The sequence below is a fragment of the Lentibacillus sediminis genome (genome assembly GCF_002763455.1).
GTDB lineage: Bacteria > Bacillota > Bacilli > Bacillales > Amphibacillaceae > Lentibacillus_D > Lentibacillus_D sediminis_A.
Genome location: NZ_NIXK01000001.1, coordinates 520,129 through 541,750 on the forward strand (window position 1 = coordinate 520,129; position 21,622 = coordinate 541,750).

23 protein-coding genes are annotated in these 21,622 nt (G+C 42.7%); 21 read left to right on the top strand and 2 right to left on the bottom strand.

Features of this window, described 5'->3' with window-relative positions; all coding sequences use genetic code 11:
• Nucleotides 1-66 precede the first annotated feature (66 nt).
• Nucleotides 67-963 (bottom strand): DnaD domain-containing protein, encoded by an 897-nt coding sequence (locus tag CEG13_RS02405; RefSeq protein ID WP_100010163.1) that lies wholly within the window; start codon nucleotides 961-963, stop codon nucleotides 67-69.
• Between the two features lie 217 nt (nucleotides 964-1,180).
• On the opposite strand from CEG13_RS02405, the gene CEG13_RS18655 reads away from it, so the two are divergent.
• From CEG13_RS18655 to CEG13_RS02475, 16 genes are all read left to right on the top strand, one after another.
• Complete coding sequence (locus CEG13_RS18655; protein WP_158234631.1) at nucleotides 1,181-1,327, top strand: hypothetical protein; 147 nt, start codon at nucleotides 1,181-1,183, stop codon at nucleotides 1,325-1,327.
• A complete protein-coding gene (locus CEG13_RS02410) occupies nucleotides 1,327-1,725 on the top strand; it encodes a type II toxin-antitoxin system death-on-curing family toxin (RefSeq protein WP_100010164.1) in 399 nt (132 codons plus the stop codon). Before CEG13_RS18655 ends, CEG13_RS02410 begins: the two co-directional genes overlap by 1 nt.
• 341 nt (nucleotides 1,726-2,066) lie before the next feature.
• Nucleotides 2,067-2,627, top strand: coding sequence for a CBO0543 family protein (locus CEG13_RS02415; RefSeq protein WP_100010165.1), 561 nt, complete (start codon nucleotides 2,067-2,069; stop codon nucleotides 2,625-2,627).
• Between the two features lie 64 nt (nucleotides 2,628-2,691).
• The gene (locus tag CEG13_RS02420; RefSeq protein WP_143469646.1) at nucleotides 2,692-3,213 is read left to right on the top strand and encodes a CBO0543 family protein; all 522 of its coding nucleotides are present in this window, start codon (nucleotides 2,692-2,694) and stop codon (nucleotides 3,211-3,213) included.
• A gap of 64 nt (nucleotides 3,214-3,277) precedes the next feature.
• Nucleotides 3,278-3,808, top strand: coding sequence for a hypothetical protein (locus CEG13_RS02425; RefSeq protein ID WP_100010167.1), 531 nt, complete (start codon nucleotides 3,278-3,280; stop codon nucleotides 3,806-3,808).
• 209 nt (nucleotides 3,809-4,017) lie between these two features.
• Nucleotides 4,018-4,842: an alpha/beta fold hydrolase gene (locus CEG13_RS02430; RefSeq protein ID WP_100010168.1), complete on the top strand. Its 825-nt coding sequence runs from the start codon at nucleotides 4,018-4,020 to the stop codon at nucleotides 4,840-4,842.
• Nucleotides 4,843-4,880: 38 nt separating this feature from the next.
• A complete protein-coding gene (locus tag CEG13_RS02435; RefSeq protein WP_239984542.1) occupies nucleotides 4,881-6,287 on the top strand; it encodes a YfcC family protein in 1,407 nt (468 codons plus the stop codon).
• A gap of 18 nt (nucleotides 6,288-6,305) precedes the next feature.
• Nucleotides 6,306-7,430, top strand: a complete 1,125-nt coding sequence (locus CEG13_RS02440) for a M20 family metallopeptidase (protein ID WP_239984543.1) — start codon at nucleotides 6,306-6,308, stop codon at nucleotides 7,428-7,430.
• A gap of 165 nt (nucleotides 7,431-7,595) precedes the next feature.
• Nucleotides 7,596-8,288, top strand: coding sequence for a copper homeostasis protein CutC (locus CEG13_RS02445; protein WP_100010169.1), 693 nt, complete (start codon nucleotides 7,596-7,598; stop codon nucleotides 8,286-8,288).
• A 41-nt stretch (nucleotides 8,289-8,329) separates the two neighbouring features.
• Nucleotides 8,330-9,682, top strand: coding sequence for a M20/M25/M40 family metallo-hydrolase (locus tag CEG13_RS02450; RefSeq protein ID WP_100010170.1), 1,353 nt, complete (start codon nucleotides 8,330-8,332; stop codon nucleotides 9,680-9,682).
• 396 nt (nucleotides 9,683-10,078) lie between these two features.
• Entirely contained in the window at nucleotides 10,079-10,774 is a 696-nt protein-coding gene (locus CEG13_RS02455; RefSeq protein WP_100010171.1) for a FadR/GntR family transcriptional regulator, read from the top strand.
• Nucleotides 10,775-10,794: 20 nt separating this feature from the next.
• Nucleotides 10,795-12,084 (top strand): Nramp family divalent metal transporter, encoded by a 1,290-nt coding sequence (locus tag CEG13_RS02460; RefSeq protein WP_100010172.1) that lies wholly within the window; start codon nucleotides 10,795-10,797, stop codon nucleotides 12,082-12,084.
• A 20-nt stretch (nucleotides 12,085-12,104) separates the two neighbouring features.
• Entirely contained in the window at nucleotides 12,105-12,281 is a 177-nt protein-coding gene (locus CEG13_RS18660) for a hypothetical protein (protein ID WP_158234632.1), read from the top strand.
• A gap of 66 nt (nucleotides 12,282-12,347) precedes the next feature.
• Nucleotides 12,348-12,938, top strand: coding sequence for a TetR/AcrR family transcriptional regulator (locus CEG13_RS02465; RefSeq protein ID WP_100010173.1), 591 nt, complete (start codon nucleotides 12,348-12,350; stop codon nucleotides 12,936-12,938).
• Nucleotides 12,939-12,973: 35 nt separating this feature from the next.
• Nucleotides 12,974-13,144: an anti-repressor SinI family protein gene (locus tag CEG13_RS02470; protein WP_100010174.1), complete on the top strand. Its 171-nt coding sequence runs from the start codon at nucleotides 12,974-12,976 to the stop codon at nucleotides 13,142-13,144.
• Nucleotides 13,145-13,272: 128 nt separating this feature from the next.
• A complete protein-coding gene (locus CEG13_RS02475) occupies nucleotides 13,273-13,671 on the top strand; it encodes a thiol-disulfide oxidoreductase DCC family protein (protein ID WP_100010175.1) in 399 nt (132 codons plus the stop codon).
• A 127-nt stretch (nucleotides 13,672-13,798) separates the two neighbouring features.
• On the opposite strand, the gene CEG13_RS02480 is transcribed toward CEG13_RS02475, so the two are convergent.
• Entirely contained in the window at nucleotides 13,799-15,175 is a 1,377-nt protein-coding gene (locus tag CEG13_RS02480; protein ID WP_100010176.1) for a sigma-54 interaction domain-containing protein, read from the bottom strand.
• A gap of 266 nt (nucleotides 15,176-15,441) precedes the next feature.
• Here CEG13_RS02480 and pruA point away from each other — a divergent pair, with 266 nt between their 5' ends.
• From pruA to CEG13_RS02505, 5 genes are all read left to right on the top strand, one after another.
• A complete protein-coding gene (gene pruA, locus CEG13_RS02485) occupies nucleotides 15,442-16,989 on the top strand; it encodes an L-glutamate gamma-semialdehyde dehydrogenase (RefSeq protein WP_100010177.1) in 1,548 nt (515 codons plus the stop codon).
• A gap of 105 nt (nucleotides 16,990-17,094) precedes the next feature.
• On the top strand, nucleotides 17,095-18,093 hold the full coding sequence (locus CEG13_RS02490) for a proline dehydrogenase family protein (protein ID WP_100010178.1): 999 nt from the start codon (nucleotides 17,095-17,097) through the stop codon (nucleotides 18,091-18,093).
• Between the two features lie 534 nt (nucleotides 18,094-18,627).
• A complete protein-coding gene (locus CEG13_RS02495) occupies nucleotides 18,628-19,059 on the top strand; it encodes a MarR family winged helix-turn-helix transcriptional regulator (RefSeq protein ID WP_100010179.1) in 432 nt (143 codons plus the stop codon).
• Nucleotides 19,060-19,074: 15 nt separating this feature from the next.
• The gene (locus CEG13_RS02500; protein WP_100010180.1) at nucleotides 19,075-20,616 is read left to right on the top strand and encodes an ABC transporter substrate-binding protein; all 1,542 of its coding nucleotides are present in this window, start codon (nucleotides 19,075-19,077) and stop codon (nucleotides 20,614-20,616) included.
• A gap of 84 nt (nucleotides 20,617-20,700) precedes the next feature.
• A complete protein-coding gene (locus CEG13_RS02505) occupies nucleotides 20,701-21,618 on the top strand; it encodes an ABC transporter permease (protein ID WP_100010181.1) in 918 nt (305 codons plus the stop codon).
• Nucleotides 21,619-21,622: the final 4 nt, after the last annotated feature.

Here is a 21,622-nt window from a genome sequence, read left to right on the forward strand (position 1 = left end):
GAAAATGGGAAAAAGGACCGTGTGGCTCGGAACATTCCTTTCGTGCCCCCGTTCCAAAGGCCTACCCTACTTATCCTTCTTCCTACTCAGACTAGCGAGACTCCTCTTCACCTCAGTGTGCAATGTCTCCGGATCAACCTGAGCTTCCTCACGCTTTTGCTTCTCGCGCCTTAACTTTTCCTGTCGCTTATGCTCCTCAAACCAATCCGGCACAATATCCACCGCTTTTTGCTCCGCATGGTAAGGTTTTTTTCCGTAAGAACGAGGCTGCTTTTGCTGTTGTTTACGCTTGAACTCCTGCTCTTCCGCTTTTGCCTCTTCCACCGTTGTGATGCCCTTTTTCATCCAGGCCTGGAGAATCCCTTTTGCATAGCTCCAGTATTTTTTCCCGCCTTCCAAGGATCGTTTCATGGCGAGCAAAACAAGAGGGTCCCCCACATCATTCACCCAATTCATGATCTCTTCCGCAACAAATGGACTCATCCCGCCGTAGTTTTCCTGGAAAAACGCGAGCGCGTCTGCAGCAGGTTGTTTTGTCTGGTTTGGTTTTCTTTCGTTTTGTTTAATTAATGGGTCCGCGGTGTGGTTCATGGTGTGGTTCACACTGCGGTCAGCCACGTCGTCTGTTGTGCCGGCAGCAGTTTCGTTGGAATGATTGGCTGCTGCTTCTTCCTCGGTAAAAGTCACCAGCGAAACCATCTCATAAACAGCAGCTTTATTGGCCCCTTGGGATGTGAATTTTATATATCCTTTTTCCTGCAACTCCTGCCTGGCCCGTTTAAATGTCGAGTCCGTCAATGCAGCTTTTATCGCCAGCAGGGACGCCGCCACCGTGAACTCCTTTTTCCAGCCAGCACGGTTATTTACATGCATCAGAACCGACCATAAATGGGCCGCAGCCGTTGTCAGTGGATTTGTCTCCTGCGCAACGTGGAATGCGTTGATTTCTTTCATGTAATTCATGGGAATCCATCCTTCTTCGATAGTTTTATAGACCTTTCTACAGCTATAATCGAAGGAGTCTTTAGTTTGGTGGCATGGAAATGAAAAAAATTTTTTGCCGGATTAATAGAACTACTATTCCACTATAGATTAATTTATGGTAAAATAGGGTAAATCATAATAAAATCCTTCTTAAATGGGTAAACTTCTAATAATTTATTATTAGGGGGTGTGTCCAATGAAGAAGAAAAAAAAGGATGATGGAGATATGAACGCAATTAATATGAATCCTAAAAAGCAAAGCCGTAAAGACAAGGTACAGGCAAGTTTTGAAAAAGCAGATAAAGCTAACGGAAAAGCTTTAGAGAAGCTTAGTAAGAATTAATGGAAGTTGAATACCTTGAGATAGACGATGTAATTCAGCTGCATGATCTAGCACTAGAAAAATATGGTGGGCTTCAAGGAGTAGACCACAGTAAATTAGAAGCTAAGCTTCATTTGCCGATGTCTGGATGGGGGAGTTTTAATAGATACCCCTCACTTGAAGAGAAAGCAGCTGTATATCTGTTTGAACTTGCGAGTGGTCATTGTTTTAGGGATGGAAATAAAAGAACAGCATATCTATCAACTTTTACTTTTTTAGATTTGAACGGATACGATTTAATTGTAGATGATGATGAAGTTTTTAGGTTTGTGAAGATGGTGGCAGATAATGAAACCAGGCCACCTTTTTCAGAAGTGGTCGGTTGGACGAAAAAGCATATGTATAAACAAGAAAAATAGCCGTTTCCTTATTGGATGTTAAGTAAGGAGCGGCTATTTTTTAGTGTTGATTGAGAGTCTAGGAATAACACCTGAGCGATTTAATGGTTGAGAATGCTATACTATACCACATGCTATTGCTTACCAGGACTTTGCTGATATTGAATTTTAGTTTTAATGCCTGATAATCAACCTTTCCAATCTCCACCATCAAACCCTCCGCAAATTAACTACCTTTATTTTTCGACAAAATTCGGGAAGTGACAGGCACCCCCTGGGCTCCCTCTAAGAACCGCTCTGCATAATCCCCCCATCTCTGCAAAAAATACCTAGAAAGGATTCAATTGCCAAGGGAGATCTACATGGATAAAGCACAACAAATGGAAGTATCAGAGGAATTTTTTGACCGGTTTGATCAGCTTCACGATGAATACACGCAATTTTGGCTGGACCATATCTTTTTGCACTGGGAATGGTGGATATCGGTCATCTTAACGATCGGCCCATGGGTATTTTGGTTCTTTTACCGGAAAAAAGAAAGTACCCACCGTTTGCTGTATGCAGGGTTTTTTTCCATCATTCTAGCGTTATCCATGGACTACTTGGGGACATCACTCGGGTTGTGGCATTACACAGGGAAGACCTTTCCTTCCTTTCCGGCTTGGTCGCCTTATCATATGAGTTTGGTGCCGGTGACGATTATGTTCCTGATTCAGGCGAAGCCGCATATTGCTCCATGGAAAAAAGGGGTATTCTATGGGCTCTTGACAGCGTTCGTCGGTGAGCCGATTTTTGTTTGGGCGGGATTTTATGTGATGACCGAGTGGACGTATATTTATTCTGTTCCTATTTACGCGCTTATCTTTGTGATTTGTGATCGGTTGGCAAACAGTAAATCGTTTGAACACCTGTCAGGAAGGTGATTAGACGTGCGCATATTTCCGTTCTGTTGATGCAGAATAAAAGCCAAAGCTTCTTCAGGAGGACATGATGAAAAAGCAGATGGAGAAAGCCTTTCTTGTGTTTTTAAGCCTGCTTGGTGTTGGTCTTATCCCGATTTGGTTCAGAAAACGCCCACGCAAGGACTGGACCATTGTATTTTTGCTGGCCGGATTTTTGGCGGGAATGCTGGATGCCTATGTGACGGCCCGCAAGTTAGTCGAATATCCCACGAGGTTATTTGGGAAAAAGCTGAACATCAGTCTGCTGTTTGATTATGTATTGCTGCCGAATATGGGTGTCTTGTATAATCAGTTTTCGTATAAATCGGGGTTTTGGATGTCTGTCGCAAAAGCGCTGATGTTCAGTATGCCGATGACCGTTGTGGAGTATCATTTGGAAAAGCATACGAACCTGATCGTATGGCGAAAATGGAACTGGTTTTATAATTTTACTTCGGTTACATTGTTTCTTTGGCTGGAACGGGGATTTATTGCGTTTATCAGAAAGTTCACGGGCTCTAAAGCAATTATGAGAAAATGGAAGAGGCGTTTGCGGCGTTTCCTCTGACTAACATAGCTGGGATCGGGACGGAGGGGGTCCCCTTAAAAATCCGCAGAAAAGAAGGACTTGGATGAGAAAAGATGACACATATAAATCTCCGGTGGCAGCCATGCTTTGGTCATTCGCTTTGCCGGGATTCGGACAAATTTATAACCGCGATTACTTCCTGGGTCTGTTGCTGGTAGTCTGGGAAATCATATTGAATTTATTCTCCAATTTAAACCTCTCTTTGATGTATACCTTTCACGGAAATTATGAACAGGCACATGGGATCATTAATTATGAATGGGGTCTTTTTTATCCATCTGTTTTTGCGTTTTCCCTGTGGCAGGCCTATAATAAGGCAAAAGCCATCACCTACAGACAGGAGCACCAGGAAGAATTGAGGAAGGTGTATTTTACGGGGCTTTTCTTTGGTTTAACGGCTGGGATGAATTTGGGGTTGACCACACATCATATTTATCCGGCGGAGGTATTGCAATTTCTGGCTTATCCGGTTTATTGCGGGCTGTTTTTCGGGGTGGTGGGGGCTGTTGTGGGGCATTTGATTGAGTTGTATTTTGTTAGGAGGAGGGAGCGCGGGACGCCTAGTTCGGATTAGGATTAAGAGTGGGTGGGAGTGACTCTGGTTCATTGTAGATTGAAAGACGTTAGCACAATTGTGTTAGCGGCTTTTTGTGTTTGATAGACGAGCGATACGAGCATCAGGCCATAATTTTTCACGCAAATTTTATCAGAAAATAAACTTTGCGGATTCTTCAGAAATACATTAAACTAATAGTAACAAATTTCACATAGGGGTTGAGGGGCATGTCTGTAACGGGCGGTAAATATGTTGAAGTGGATCCTGGTGTAGAATTATTTGTGGAGGACATTGGTCAAGGGGAAGCCATTGTTTTTATTCCGGGGTTTACATTTACGACGGAGGTTTTTTCCAAACAGGTTGACTATTTTTCTAAGACAAATCGTGTCATCGTTATTGACCCGAGGAGTCATGGCAGGTCGACTGTAACCGTACATGGCAATGATTATGTGACACACGGGACAGATTTGGAGAAGGTATTACAGCACCTGGGTGTGAAAAATGCCACATTGGTTGGGTGGTCTTTTGGCTGCTTTACGGTCTGGGAATACTTTAAACAATATGGGGACAAAAATATTAATCGTGCTGTTTTCGTTGATATGCCGCCGAAATCCTTATCGGTCCACAGTGGAGATTGGGTGGAAGGCACGCTTGATGATATCGCGTCTATTTACACGTCGAGTTTGCGGAATCCACAGGGGCAGCGGGAATTCATTACAGGTTATATTACACAGGTTATGGTTCAGCGGGAACTGGATCAGGAAGAATTAACCTGGCTTGTCGAGCAATCTCTAAAGACACCGCATTATATTGCAGCAAATCTTTTCGCAGCAGGCATGTTTTCTGATTATCTTCCTGAAGCAACAGCTTTAAGCAATTCTGTGCCAACGCTGACAGTGGTTGCTGAGCATTGGGCGGAGACTGCCACGGCTTTTACGAAAAAAGTATCGCCTGATTCGGTCATTGAAGTTCTTGGCGGTCATATGATGTTTTGGGAGCATGCTGGGGAATTTAATGAAATATTGGAGAGGTTTTTTGACAGTAGTATGTAAAAAAGAAAAAATTAAGGCAGGGAAACGAGGAATTCACATTGGCGCAGCAAAATAAAACAAAGAAAAAGCGGTTTGACATGCCGGATGCATTTGTCATTATCTTTGGCATTCTGGTATTAGCCGCTATCGCTACCTATATTGTCCCATCAGGTTCTTTTGAAAGGGAAGATGTGGAGGGACGATCGGTTGTAATCGAGGGTACATATGCAGAGACGGAAGCAAATCCAGCTTCCATTATCGATATATTTCTGGCGATCCAGCAGGGAATGATTGATAGTGCCAATTTAATTTTCATGGTGCTGATTGTCGGCGGGATTGTCGCGATTTTTGAACATACCGGGGCGATCAATTCCGGGATCAATGCGCTGATTCAGAAGGCAAATGGCAGGAAATATCCGCTCATCATCACGTTTATTGTATTGTTTGCAACGATGGATCTGGTGGGTTTGAGCGGAAATGCGGTCATTGCTTTTATTCCAATTGGGATTATTCTTGCTAAAGCGTTGAAACTCGATCCGATTGTCGGTGTGGCGATGATTTATTTGGGTCAATATGTCGGTGTCGCAACAGGGACATTCGATCCGGTTATCACCGGCTTGGCGCAGCGTATTGCGGAGCTACCGCTATTTTCCGGGGCTGGCCTTCGCTTTGCCGCTTTTATTGCACTTTTAATTGTTACGATCGCTTATATCTGTTTATATGTAAGAAGAATCAGCAAAGACCCATCGAAAAGTTATATGGGGATTTCCGCCTTTGGAGATACAGGTGATGAGTCGGCAGAGGATTTTGGTCCGTTTACCGGCAAGCATAAAATCATTTTGCTGACGTTTGTTGCTTTTCTGGGGCTCTTCCTCTATGGGGTCTACAATCTGGACTGGTCGATTAACCATTTGGCTGCCATCTTTTTGATGATGGGGATTGTCGTTGCCTTCATTGCGAGAATAAGTCCGAATGAGTTTGTGCGGGTTTTTATTAAAGGTGCACAAGGTCTCGTCTATGGGGCATTAGTTATCGGACTGGCCCGATCCATTGTGGTTGTCCTGGAGGATGGCGTAGTGCTGGATACAATTGTTAATTATGCGTTTCAGCCGCTGAGCGCATTGCCGACATTGATTGGTGCAGAAGCTATTTTTCTTTTCAACATGTTATTTAACATGATTGTGAGTTCCGGCTCCGGCCAGGCAGCGATCGTTATGCCATTTATTGTCCCATTGGTTGATATGCTGGATATCACCAGGCAGACAGGAGTACTTGCATTTAAATTGGGTGACGGAATCACTAATATGATTACCCCGACATCCGGTGTTTTGATGGCGGTATTGGCTGTCGGCAGAGTATCTTACCTCAAATGGGTGAAATTCGTATTCCCGCTTGTGTTGTTATGGGCACTTATTGGAGCCATTTTTATCGGCATTGCCGTCATGATTAACTATGGACCGTTTTAAGATGAAGGAGAGAGCAAGTTGGACAGAATAAAACAATATATGGTAGACAATCAAGAGCAAATCCTAGAGGACATTCAATTTATTGTGGAGAGTGATTCTCCTTCTAAAAACAAGGAACTGACCGATGCGTGCAAGCAGCGGATTCAGCAATTGTTCGAGCGCTATTTCGGTTACAAAGCAGAGGAAATAAAAGAGACGCAATACGGCAATCATCTGCGTTTTGAATTTGGTGAAGGGGAGGAAACGGTGCTCCTTCTCTCCCATTTTGATACCGTATGGGAAAAAGGCGAATTGTCCATTAAGGTGGACGGAGACAAGGTATTTGGCCCGGGCATTTATGATATGAAAGGCGGGCTTGTCCAAGCGATTTGGTCGCTGAAAGGCATTAAGGATTTACAGATCCCGATGAACAAAAAGGTGATTTTCCTTTGCACAAGCGATGAAGAGATTGGCAGTCCTTCTTCCAAAACGATTATTGAAAAAGAGGCGGCGGAGAGCGATGTGGCATTGGTCACCGAGCCACCAGTTGCCGGGACGGGAGCATTAAAAACTGGCAGAAAAGGATCGTCCAGATATTTTATTGATATAAAAGGCAAAGCTGCTCATTCCGGGAACAATCACCAGGACGGGATTAACGCGATTAAGGAAGCGGCACAGCACGTTGTCTACTTGGAATCCCTCACTGACTATGAGAAGGGAACAACGATTAATGTTGGCAGCATCAAAGGTGGCGGGAAATTAAATGTGGTGCCGGATACTGCTTCGATTGGTGTGAATGTCCGTGTGGAAACGTCAGAAGAGCAGCAACGAATTGATGAGATTATTAACGGCTTCAAGCCATATACGGAGGGAATCACTCTGAAAATAAGAGGTGGGATTAACCGACCGCCGATGAATCGGAGTGAATCCACCGGGGAATTATTTGAGCTGGCAAAAGAGGCAGCTGATGACTTAAATATTGATCTGGAAGAAGCTTATGTCGGCGGCGGAAGTGATGGCAACTTCACCGCAAACCTTGGTGTCCCAACGCTTGATGGCCTTGGAGCGGAAGGGAAAGGGATTCATGCGAGGGACGAGCATATCCTGGCTAGCAAGGTTCCGGAGCGGGCGGCTTTGTTATGTAAGGTTGTTAGTTGGGTTTAGGGGTTTGGGATGCACTTAAATGTCCGCTTCTTGGATTCTGGAGCGGACATTTAGGTGCATTTTATTTTAAAGCAGCGATGTATTAAAGTTCTAATTATATTCAGGCAGGGTATGCTAATGGTCAAGTCATTCCGTGTGTGAACGAAAAAAGAGGTGTCTTCATATATGTTCATCGAAGCAATTGTCCAAAACAAAGAAGAAGCAATCCAGGCTGAAAAACTGGGGGTTGACCGCCTGGAGCTGGTTTCAGCTATATCAGAAGGCGGACTTACACCAAGTCATGGCACGATCAAACAAGTGCTGGAAAGTGTGTCGATCCCTGTTCAAGTGATGATTCGTCCCCACAGCTATCATTATGTATATACAGCGGATGATCTGGCTGCGATTTATGAGGATGTAAGGAATGTCGTCAATCTTGGCGGGACTGGCATCGTGTTCGGAGCGCTTACCAAAGGCCACACTATAAATGAGCAGGTGCTGAGCGACATCATTGAAATTGCACCCGAACTGGACATATCGTTCCATCGTGCGTTTGATGAGGTGCCTTCCCAGGAGGACGCGTACCGCACACTAGAAAACTACAGGAAGAATATCAGTCGCATTCTGACTTCCGGTGGTGAAGCCAATTGTTCAGATGGCAAAAATAATCTGAGGGAGTTGGTCAAGCTTAGTGAAAAGCTGGATGGCCCGAAAATCATGCCAGGCGGCGGTTTATCCCCTAACAATATTGAAATGATCCACCATACAGTGGGAGCAGATCAGTATCATTTTGGCAAAGCACTTAGAATAGAGTCTTCCTTTGCGAATGGGTTTGATGAGCGGGCCGTTGGGTTTGTTCGCGGGATTGGCGGGGAATGAGCGATGAAAGAAGGATTATTCAGGAGGAGTGTACATAATAGATGACAATTCAAACCATCAGAGAACTTATCAACGAGCGAACAGAAGAATATTTAGACCAGCTATTCACGCTGTTAAAACAACCAAGCATCAGCGCTCAGAACATTGGGATGGAAGAGACCAGCACCCTCGTCAAAAACATGATGCAGGATATTGGGATGGATGCTCATCTCTTAGAAACCGATGGCTACCCGGTTGTATATGGGGAGAAATTGAACGCGGACAATGATTTCACTCTACTAATCTACGGTCATTATGATGTGCAGCCGCCGGATCCAGTTGATGCGTGGGATTCTCCGCCGTTTGAACCAACTGTTCGTGACGGGAAAATCTTTTGCCGGGGTGCGGGAGATAATAAGGGGCAGCTGATGGCACAGCTGCTTGCCATCAAGAGCTATCAGGATGTGTTCGGGGAGCTGCCGATCAACATCAAACTCGTATTTGAAGGAGAGGAAGAAAAGGGCAGTCCGAATTTGGCCAAGTTTGTGGAGGAGCATAAAGAGCTTCTGCATGCGGATCTGGTTTATACGTCAGATGGTCCGATGCATGAGAGCGGTGCGCCGTTTGTCCTCTTAGGTGTGCGCGGCCTGCTGTATGTGGAGCTTACGGCAAAGGGTGCGGACTGGGACAATCATTCCGGGAATAAGGGAAATATTGTGCCAAACCCAGCGTGGGAATTGGTGGATTTGCTGCATACGATGAAGGATCGGGATGGGAATGTGTTAATTGACGGGTTTTACGACCATATCCGCCAGCCCACCGAGGAAGAGCTCGAGCTGATTTCCACACTGCCTTACGATCAAAAGACATTAGGCAAGCAGATTGGCTATGAAGATTTTGATATGACGAAAGAGGACTACTACCGCAAACTTACGATGGAGCCCACCTTTAATATTGCCGGTTTTCACAGCGGTTATGGGGGTGAAGGAACGAAAACGATTATTCCATCCACCGCGACATTGAAAATGGATATGCGTCTGGTGGTCGATCAGGACCCCGCGGACATTTATGATAAATTCACCGCTCATGTGAAAAAATATGCGCCAGGGGTTGAGGTGAAATGGCTTGGCGGAATGCTGCCTTCCCGAACGCCAGCTGATACAGAGGTAGTAGGTGTGGTCCGGAATGCGGTGGAAAAAGCCTATCATCAGCCGCCGATTTTGCAGCCAAGCTTGGGAGGAAGTTTGCCTGATTATGTTTGGACAAAAATATTGGGTGTACCCTCGGTTGTCGTGCCTTATGCCAATTTTGATGAAGCCAATCATTCCCCGAACGAAAATATCGGGTTGGATAACTTTTTTGACGGGATTATCTGTACGTGTCAGGTGATTCAGGAGCTGGGGAATAGGGCATAGGATGGTGTGATTGTTCGTCGGTTAATTAACGCTCGTGCTGAATTTCTTGGCAAGCCCTATGCTGTAGAGCGGATCCTTTCACTACTACAATTTAATGCAGACAGGATGAAGTGGCATAAAGATTTCTGCCACTTTTTTCGTGTTGCATTTAATATGGCAAATAAGGACTCTTCTTTCTTGATAAACTACCAAATGCCCCCCCTCATAGCCGCTCATTTCCCCAAAGCATCAGAACGGACAAAATACACGCCAATTGGCCTCTGTTCGCCTTGATTCGCTAAATTAAGTTATAATTTTTATAATCTTGTCTTGAATTGAAAGCGCTTTTATATTATACTGACTTAAAATTGGACCAGCCACTTTGCAATTTTTGAAGAATGGAGGGAACCAAATGAGATGAATTCGCTGCCGGTCAGAAAGCAAAGAGTTTACCACAATATTGTTAAACAAATCAAAACGTCCATTGAAAAAGGAGAAATTGTTTACGGGGAGAAATTCCCGTCGGAACGAAGCCTGGCAGCTGAACTGGCTGTCTCGAGAACATCGGTAAAAGAAGCGTTCAGTGTCCTTGAATCAGCAGGGTTGGTTGAAATTAAGAAGGGAAGCGGCGTATATCTTCGGAAAAATAATCTGGAGGATATCATCACAAAGATGAATGCCATTATTCAGGGTGTATCGGTCGATATTGTTGAACTGATGGAACTCAGACTCGCTATTGAACAGCATGCCGCTTATTATGCTGCTGAGCGCGGGTCGGAAGAAGAAATTCAAAATATTTATCATTCCTATCTTGATCTGGAAAAGGCGGTGGCAATCGATCATGTTGCAGCCGAAGAGGACTTGAAATTTCATATGGCCGTTGCCAAAGCAGCTGGAAATTCTGTTATTGAGAAAGTGATGTACATGTTATCGGATCAGGTGCTTGAAGGATTGAAAGAAACCCGTTCCAAGACGCTTGAAGTAAGCAAAAAAAGCCAAGTAATCTTGAAGGAACACAAACGGATTTATGAAGCTATAAGAGACGGGGATGCTGTTATGGCTCAGGAGGCAATGGGTGAACATTTGCTTAAGGTGAAAGAACGTTATTTATAATCAACAAAGGGGTTTTTCAAATGGAAGCAAAAGAACCGGTTCAGCAAAATACAGCTGTTTCTTCAGAAGCACCGACTCCTCCAACGACATTTAAAGGAAAGTTAAAGTCCGTCGGCCCGGGGTTTGTAACCGCCGCTACGGGTGTTGGGACAGGGGATTTGATTGCAGCACTTGTAGCCGGAGCAAGTTTTGGCATGACACTGTTGTGGGCGATTATTGTCGGGGCCATTTTTAAATATTTTTTCACAGAGGGAATGGGGAGATGGTTCCTGGCGACAGGAAAGACCATTCTGGAAGGCTGGCATTCGCTTGGAAAGTGGGCAACTGGTTATTTCGGTGTTTATTCTGTTTTGTGGGGCCTCAGTTACGGGGCCGCGGCTATGTCGACCAGTGCGATTATGATGGTGACGATGTTCCCGATTATGCCTTTATGGGCGTGGGGGATTCTTCATGGACTTGCAGGGATGGCGCTTGTTTTAACAGGAAAATATAAATTATTTGAAAAAATAATGACGGTGATGATTGGCATTATGTTTGTAACAATTGTTGGTTCTGCCGTTATTATCATGCCTGAGATTGGCAGCATTCTGAGCGGTCTTGTGCCTAGGACTGGTGACAGTTCCTTGCTGCTGGTCATGGGACTCCTGGGAGGCGTTGGCGGCACGATCACGATGGCGTCTTATGGCTACTGGGTTCGCGAAAAGCAATGGGAAGGCAGAAAATGGATCCCAATGATGAAACTGGACACGGCTGTTGGTTATATCATTACCGGCGTATTTACGATCGCCCTCTTGATTGTCGGTGCGGAATTCCTTTTTGGGTCAGGCATTGCCATTGAAGGGGAAGAAGGATTGGTCACCTTGTCCAATCTGTTTGCCGCGGAGTTTGGCGAAGTTGCACGCTGGATGTTTTTAATTGGTGCATGGTCTGCTGCATTTTCCTCTCTTTTAGGTGTCTGGAATGGGGTTCCGTATTTATTCGCAGACTTTGTTCGAATTGTGAAGGCAAAAGGGAAGCGTCCGGATAAACCGGTAACGAATAAAGATCCGGCTTACCGTGCGTACCTGTTATGGCTGACGTTTCCGCCGATGCTGCTGTTATTCTTCAATTCGCCGGTGTTTATCGTTATTTTATATGGTGCGCTTGGAGCCTTGTTTATGCCGTTTTTGGCTATTTCGTTAATGTGGTTATTAAATTCCAATGCAGTAGAGAAAGGATTCAAGAATGGCTGGCTTGCCAATACGGTCTTGACCGCATGTGTGCTTTTATTCGGCTATCTCGGGACTTTAGAGCTTATCAACATGTTTTAGCAGCTGGGAGTGTGCATATTTTGACATGCGATGTTGCAATTATTGGTGGCGGAAGAGGGATGAGAAATTTGGGGATAATCCGACAGGGTTATCCCCATTTTTTTGGTAATTTGCTTTTACAGGGAGCGGGGATAAAATGGGATTTGGGCTTAAAAGATTTTGTGACCTTTTTAGATGAAGCTCTTCATAAATTTTGATTGACGCAGTAAGCTTTCTGAATTATAATACTCGTGAGTAATATATTATTTCATGGAGATGGCAAAATGGCAAAAAGGGGAAGGAAAAAGGGCGCTAATGGAGAAAAGCGAAGGAGTCTTTTGCTCCTTATTGCTGCAGAAGAGTTTTCTAATAATGGATATCATGAAACAAAAATAAGTACGATTGTTCAAAGGGCTAACGTAACGCAACCCTCTTTCTATCTGTATTTCCAAAGTAAAGAGGCAATTTTTCAAGAATTAGTGGATATATTTCATCAAAAATTAATGACATTGGTGCAGCAAAGTCTCCTGGAAACGGGATTGGAAAAAAGTACACTTGAGGGGGAAATCACAGGGAGAATTACGAATATTTTTACGTTTTTTAAAGAGCAGCCCGATTTGACACGGATTGGTTTTTATATGGCTAATGAATCCAGAGAAATAAAAAGCCAAATAGCCAGCCAAATTGAGCAGAACTTGCGTGAGGAACAAATGAATGGTTATTTCAGGGCAGATATAGATATGCACACCGTGGCTGAAAGTTTAGTTGGGATCATAGAACGTCTTACCGAAACAAAATTACTAAAAGGCTTGACGAAACCTGAAAAACTGGCTAATGAAATTGTTCGGCTATTATTATACGGAATGATCAGCTAGCGTATATATTCTCAATTTTAACGGGGGAATGGGAAATGAGGGGTATTAGGGAGTTGGGGAATAGGGAACTTGATGAAGAATGGGTATATCTTATATTACAAGCAAGAAAAATAGGATTAAAACCAGATGAAGTAAGAGAAATTCTTAATAACGCGATAAAGTCGCAAAAGCCAATTGACATTCACCTTCGAAAAGCTGATTTTTAATTGGGCTGAAAAACAGGACGACTGATATTCTTAAAAGAACGAGAAATGCGGACCTTCCCCATACATTGTTCGAAAATATGAAAATATGATATAAAAGACTTAAAGCAGAAAAGAAAGGGTGCATACGAATGGATAAGCATATTGTGTTTTATGATGCCGAATGCCCTCTATGCAGGACGGTAAAATTTGTATTGAAAAAACTCGACTCACGCAATGCCATTTACTGGTATCCGGTACAGGAAGTACGTGAATCCATAAAAGAGAGAGTAGATCACCACAAAAATATGCTGGATGAGATTTATATGTACACCAATGATAAAAAAGTGCTGACAGGCTATGCTGCCGTGCGCAGAATTCTTTCTGTGCTGCCTGCCACCCAGCCTATTGCTGTATTATTATATCTTCCTTTTGCTAAAAACTTTGGGGATCCGGTTTATCGTTATATTTCCACCCACCGGTACCAGTGGTTTGGAAGAGTGCCGTATCAGAGGGCTGGAATCGGAGAAGGGGATAGAATGGGAAAATAATCCAAACCCCTTCTTTTTAGATTTTTTCTATATTACATCATCTCGTATGACGAATAGCTACTTGAGAGCTTCAGGATAACCATCTTCCATACCAGTGTCCAAAGCTTACCGGCCCTATGCTCGTTGATCAATCCCCAATTCCATACTTCCTCATCTTACTATAAAGCGTGACTCTTGAAATCCCTAATACTTTAGCAGCTGCCGTTTTATTTCCGTTATTTTGGTCCAGCGCCTCTTCCATCCGTTTCTTCTCGATATTTTCTTTTTCTTGAACCAACGAATGACCTCTCTCCGTTTGTGGTACATTCTGTGGAGTAGAAGTACTATGGAAAAAAACTAAGAGATCTTGCCTTTTAATTACGGATTTCTCTGAGAGTATAATTACGCGTTCCATTATATTTCTTAATTCCCGCACATTGCCAGGCCAATGATATTGAATAAGTGATTCTACCGCATCTTGGTCAAGTGTAGGGAGTGGTACTTCATATTGAACGGCAAATTGTTTGAGAAATAACTTTGCCAGTTCGGGAACATCATTAATTCGCTGTCTTAGTGGGGGCATCGTGATTTGAATGACATTTAAGCGATAAAATAAATCGGACCGGAATTGTTTTTCTTGCATTTGCTGTTCAAGATTCTGGTTCGTTGCTGCGATGAAGCGGACGTCCACCGTTTTTCCGGAAGAGCTGCCAACTTTATATATGATATTTTCCTGAAGTACACGGAGCAGTTTCACCTGCATATCCAGTGGAAGCTCGCCAACTTCATCCAAGAATAAGGTGCCGCCGTTTGCCATCTCAATTTTCCCGGTTTTTCCTTTTTTCTCGGCTCCTGTAAATGCCCCGCCTTCATAGCCGAATAATTCGCTTTCAAATAACGCTTCTGGAATAGCTCCACAGTTAATCGGGATGAACGGGCCGTCCTTACGCGGGCTTGCCTCGTGAATCGCTCTTGCACAAATTTCCTTTCCTGTCCCACTTTCTCCGAGGACTAGTGTTGTGGCATCCGTTTTGGCGGCTTTACTTGCGATTTGAATTGTTTGTTGCAGAGGAAGACTGTTTCCTTTTAATCTTGAAAAAGGGTTTTCCTCTGTATTTGTTGTATAAACCCTTTGTCTTAATTCATTCAACGCTGTGGAGGTCGTTACTAAACTGTCATTTAATTTTACAACATGCGTGATATCCCTCTCCACGGATATCGCTCCAATTAGTTCTCCTGTATCGGTAAAAATAGGAGAAGCATTAACTACCACGTGTTTGTCCCTGCGAGGACGGTGATACGTACCTTGAACCGGTTTCTTCGTTTTAAGCACATTTAAAGCCATTAAATCATCGTCATGAAAGAAATCTGTTATTTGCCTGTTTATAATGTCCGTCTGTTTAATGTTATACGTTTGTACGGCAGCATCATTCCAAAATAATACTTCTTCCTGTTTATTGATAATCGTTATCGCATCATCTTCTGTTGATAATAATGCATCCAGGTAATAGCTCTCATTAGCCATCGGTTTCCCCTCCATATAACGCAGGATTGTAAAGCTAATTGTAAATTAATTTTACACTTTTGTAAACAGAATAAACATAAATCTTAAATGAACTTTACAAGATAAATGGAATAAAAACCTTGCTGTGAGCGGGATTAGTTGATAGAAACACAGAAAAAATATGTTGGCATGTATTTTGCATATAGAAAAGTGGAAGGGTTATTAGAGCAATTTTTAAGGTAAGCGATTTCAGGAATATTGATAAAAAAATCAAGGAGGTTTTTATTTTGGTTTTACCATTTAAACATGAACCATTTACCGATTTTGGCGACGAAACAAATCAAAAGGAATTTGAGGCTGCACTTAAGGCTGTGAAAGAGCAGTTAGGACAGGATTATCCATTGGTAATCAATGGCGAGAAAATTTATACGGATGATAAATTGGTTTCTGTTAACCCTTCTGATAAAAATCAAGTCGTTGGAAATGTATCGAAAGCGACAAAAGAACATGTCGATCAAGCGATGGAAGCTGCACAAGCAGCTTTTAAAACATGGAAAACATGGACGGCGGTAGAGCGTGCAGAAGTTCTGTATAGAGCAGCAGCAATCGTGCGTCGCCGCAAGCATGAGTTTTCCGCATGGCTGGTATACGATGCTGGTAAACCTTGGGGACAGGCTGATGCAGATACAGCAGAAGGTATTGACTTCCTGGAGTACTATGCGCGTCATATGGTGGAGCTTGCGAAAGGCAAAGAAATCAATGATCGTGTAGATGAAGAAAATACGTATTTTTATCAAGCGATGGGGCCTGGCGTTACGATTCCGCCATGGAATTTCGCCTTTGCGATTGTAGCAGGCACAACTGTTGCGCCAATTGTAGCGGGTAATCCTGTGCTGTTAAAGCCATCTGAAAATACACCAGTCATTGCATATAAATTAGTAGAAGCACTGGAAGAAGCCGGCCTGCCGAAGGGTGTTGTGAATTTCTTACCTGGTGATCCTGCGGAAATTGGAGATCATCTTGTGGATCATGCCCAAACCCACTTCATTAATTTTACCGGCTCTCGTGCTACGGGAACCCGTATTATTGAACGTGCAGCAAAAGTACAAGAAGGTCAAACCTTCCTTAAACGAGTAGTTGCTGAAATGGGTGGGAAGGACACGATTATTGTTGATGATCATGCAGATTTAGAACTCGCAGCCCAATCCATTGTACATTCTGCATTTGGATTCTCCGGTCAGAAATGTTCTGCCTGCTCAAGAGCAATCGTTCATGAGGATGTATATGACGAGGTGCTTGCAAGATGTGTGGAATTGACAAAAGAATTAACAGTAGGCAACACGAGCGAAGAAAATGTATATATGGGTGCTGTTGTTAATCAAAAACAATTTGATAAAATCAGCGAGTACATTGAAATTGGCAAGCAAGAGGGAGAACTTGCTGTTGGAGGAAAAACGGACGATACCAAAGGTTATTTCGTTCATCCAACCATCTTCAAAGATGTGGATCCGCAAGCACGTATCATGCAGGAAGAAATTTTTGGTCCGGTTTTAGGATTTGCAAAAGCAGCGGACTTCGATGAATTGCTTGAGATTGCAAATAACACGGAATATGGCTTGACCGGTGCGGTAATCTCTGACAATCGTGAGAATTTAAACCGTGCGCGCTATGAATTCCAAGTAGGAAACCTGTATTTCAACCGCGGGTGTACCGGTGCGATTGTAGGTTATCAACCGTTTGGCGGATTCAAAATGTCCGGTACTGACTCCAAAGCAGGTGGACCGGATTATCTGCAGCACTTCCTGGAAGCTAAAACGTTATCACAACATTTCTAAAGAGGGACTGAATAATTGTGGCAATAGGGTACGCCCTATTGTCACAATCATTCCTAATTGCTACATCCTGCAATTGTAAGAAGTTACCTGAAAGGAGCCGCTGGCATGCCCAATCTAACTAGAGATTTTTTCATAGGCTTATCAAATAATAAATTACTAAATAAGAGTGCCAAAAAATGGGGTTTCCGTTTGGGAGCGGAAAAGTTTGTGGCGGGTACCACAATTGAGAGCGTTACAGAAACCGTGAAGGAGCTAAACAGTGATGGCATCAGTTGTACGCTTGATCGTTTAGGAGAATTCGTTTTTGAGAAGGAAGAGGCTATAGAAGCGAAAGAAGAATCTATTAATCTTCTGGAAAAAATTCATGCAGAAGATATAGATTGTCATGTATCGGTGAAGCTAACTCAAATGGGGCTGGATATTGATCAACAATTTTGTATTGAAAACATGCAGGAAATTTTACATGTGGCAGATCAATATAATATTTTTGTCAATATTGATATGGAAGATTATGCGCATTATCAGCAAACCTTAGATGTATTGCACATTTTAAGGAAAGATTATGAAAACGTAGGCACAGTAATTCAATCTTATCTTTTGCGAACCGAAGCAGATTTGAATCAGCTGAAGGGTGTACGTCTCAGGCTTGTAAAAGGGGCTTATAAAGAAAGCGAGGAAGTCGCCTATCAGGACAAGGCGGAAATTGATCGTAATTTTATAATGATTGCTAAGAAAAGACTGCTTGGTGATACATTTACTTCCATTGCCACACATGACCACCATATTATCAATCAATTGAAGAATTTTATTCGCGAAAATAATATCGACAAAGATACGTACGAATTCCAAATGCTTTATGGATTTCGAAATGAGATGCAGTATGGTCTCGCGGAAGAGGGCTATAATTTCTGTACCTATATTCCGTTTGGCACCGATTGGTTTGGCTATTTCATGCGCCGTATGGCCGAACGTCCGCAGAATATTAATCTCGTTGTGAAGGATACGTTTTACACGAAAGATGGTAAGTTCAAGAAAAAGCCTATTATAGCTGGAGTTGTGGCTGGTGGGTTGTTGTTGGTTTTGGTGGGGTGGAAGACGAGGTAAGAGAGAAAAGTGTAAGGCGGTTGGGATGTCATATAAACTAATTATGTAGTCATAGCGATCATGCTATAAATCTCGAATCATTATGAAGACAGAATAAAAGTGAAGCTGAAACTGGGTTTGAAAATCTTATTGTATAGAAGGATGCAATAAGATTTACTTATCATAGTTGAAGTTGATTAATATACTCGATCAAGTTAAACACGTCCAGGGTAATTACCCTGGGCGTGTTTTTGATAGTGATTGTAACTTATATTCACACGTTGCACGCACTCGGCAGCAGGCTTGCCATCATAAGTTAGGAGGAAACCGGCTGGATCGTCAAATTCAGGACTAAGGAGTGATGCTGCACTATGAGCGCAAAACTGCAAAAAGCACGCTTGCTGAGCCATCTGTCTTAAAGTCTATTCTAGGAGATTTATTTAAATCGGTATAAAAATTAAATTTGCGAAAAAATAATGATAAAAAATGGTTGACAAAAGCAACTGACACAATTAAAATAAAATTCAATTACAGAAAAAGAGGAAAATAATAAATATGGAAAATAACATAAAAGAGATCAAGCAATTTAACCGATTTTACGTTAGGGTAATGGGACTTCTTTCCCTCTACAATGATCAGAATCCCTATTCTGCCACGGAAGCAATGATTCTATTTCAGATTCAGGCAACAACGGATTGCACTGCTTCATTTTTGTCGGATTACTACTTGTTCGATAAAGGGTATATCAGTCGCATCCTAAAAAAGTTTGTGAATAAAGGTCTTATTAAGAAAGTACCCTCTGCAATAGATCGTCGCTCACAACATTTACTAATTACAGAGAAAGGAGAGGATGAATTACATGCCTTAGAGAAAAATGCGGATAAAAGCGTAGAGAAGATGATTGCTGGAATTCTAGAAGATGATTTGGATAAAGTGATTAAGTCCATGAAGCAGATTGAAGAGGTATTAAAGAAAAATGATCATTAGAAAAGGGTGTTGAGAATGAGAAAGTATGTAGTCATATTGATGGCCATTGGTTTGTTAATTGTCATGTCGGCATGCACAGAAGGGACTGCAGGTGATGACAATGGTTCGGCTGGTAATAACGGTGGAGAAAAAGACAGCCTCGTTATTGGTTTCGAGGCAGATGCCGCTACTTTAATTGCAAATAGCGATGTCAATTATACAACCGACACACAAATTCGTAATATTTATGACCCTTTAATTGAGCGGGGCCCGGATGGTGGACTAGTTCCCGTATTAGCAGAGGATTGGGAAAATATTGATGAGTATACATGGCGACTTACACTCAAAGAGGGAGTGGAATTCCATAATGGCGCAGAGTTTAACGCAGAATCCGTAAAGTTCAGCATTGACTATATATTGGATGAAGCTAATAATTCCGCTTACCGCTCCAGATGGGTAAATGTAGAAAAGGTGACTGCTGTTTCTGATTATGAAGTGGAAATCAAAACCTCTGAACCATTTCCAAGTTTGTTAGATAGAATCACAGAGGATTTACTGATTATGGAACCTGGGTATGTGCAAGACGTAGGATTAGATCAAGCTGCGAAAGAGCCTGTTGGCACGGGCCCATATAAATTTGTTGAATGGTCGCGTGATAATTATTTGAAATTGGAAGCGTTTGATGATCACTGGAGAGGCGAACCATCTATTAAAAATGTGGAATTCCGTTACATGCCTGAATTCAGTTCAAGAATGGCTGCATTCCTAAGTGGTGAAATAGATTTGTTTAAAAATGTTCCTGTTGATTCTGTAGAAGAAATAGAAAATACAGAAAATGCAAAGATAGAACAGGTCGATTCATCTAGGATTAACTACTTAGCCTTAAACACATTCCATGATGGTCCATTGCAAGATGTAAAAGTACGACAAGCTATAAATTACGCAGTGAATGTGGATGAATTACTGAAAACTATTTTAAATGGTTACGGCACGAAAATGACAGGGCCCTTAGCTGAAATAAATTCTGGTTATGTAGAGACAGATGAATATGAATACGACCCAGAAAAAGCTGTTGAGTTAATTGAAGAAGCCGGGTATGACCCTGAGTCTATGAATCTATCATTAGATACACCAAACGGTCGTTATCCAATGGATTCTTATGTAGCTCAGGGAATTGCAGCACAATTATCAGAAATTGGAATTGAAGTAGATGTACAAGTGAACGAATGGGGCAATCACTTAGATCGTATACAGAACCGGGAAATGGGCGATATGTTTATCCTTGGATGGGGTCCTGCATTTACGCCGCAATCAACTATTGAAAATCTGTTTACCGAAGTGGCTCCATACAGCAGCTTCTATGATCCGGAAATTGAACAAAAAATCATGGAGACAAATGCCATATTTAATGAAGAAGAGAGACTTCAAGGGTACGCTGAATTACAACATGAACTAGTTGAACAGGCGGCATGGGTGCCACTTTGGCAGCAAGCTGATCTATACGCAGTGAGGGGCGACCTAAATTTTACTCCTCGTGTGGATGAGAAATTTCAAGTATACGAAATGTCGTGGGAATAGAAATAGAGAACACATGGAGGAGAGGGCGAGCGGCCTCTCCTCCAAAATTAAACAGAGATATGGACAGAAAGGGGAGTTCCTTTCATGCTGGATTTTGTTATTAAGCGTTTCCTGCAAGTCATTGTAGTTGTGTTCTTAGCCCTGACTGTTGTTTTTTTTCTAATAAGACTGGCAGGGGATCCGACAACACTATTCTTACCACCAGATGCACCGAGGGAACAAATAGAAGAGTACCGAGAATTGCTTGGGTATAACCGTCCGCTTTATGTCCAATACGGGGACTTTATGTATAATGCCATTCAAGGGGATTTCGGCGAATCGCTACGCAGTCAAGAGGATGCGCTTGGTATTGTGCTTGATCGGTTACCAGCTACTTTTCAACTTGCTATCACATCGTTAATATTAGCTCTATTCATCGCTATTCCTTTGGGTGTGTTGTCAGCCTATAAACGTAACACAGTATTTGACAGAATTGGCGTTGGTCTAACGGTCGTCGGACAGGCAGTACCTAGTTTTTGGCTCGGTTTGATTTTGATTTTTCTCTTTGCAGCACAGTTACAACTATTGCCGTCAGGTGGTGGCGGCACGCCGGTACATATGATACTTCCAACCTTAACCTTAGCAGCTTACAGTGTAGCGCGTTTTACTCGTTTTACACGTTCTGCAATGCTGGACGTATTGCAAAAGGATTATATTCGAACAGCGAAGGCATCAGGAGTTCCCACAATGCGTCTCATCATGCGATATGCATTGCGTAATTCCCTAATCCCAATTATCACCTTAGTAGCTTTAGATTTAGGGGTTCTACTGGGAGGTGCAGTCATCACGGAGGCAGTATTTTCCTGGCCGGGTGTTGGCAGGCTATTATGGCAATCACTAATGAATCGTGATTTTCCAATTGTTCTCGCTGGCGTATTTATTATCGCTTTAATCTACGCCATCATTAACTTTGTTGCAGATATATTATACGCATATGTCAATCCGCAAATACGAGTAAAGTAGGTGA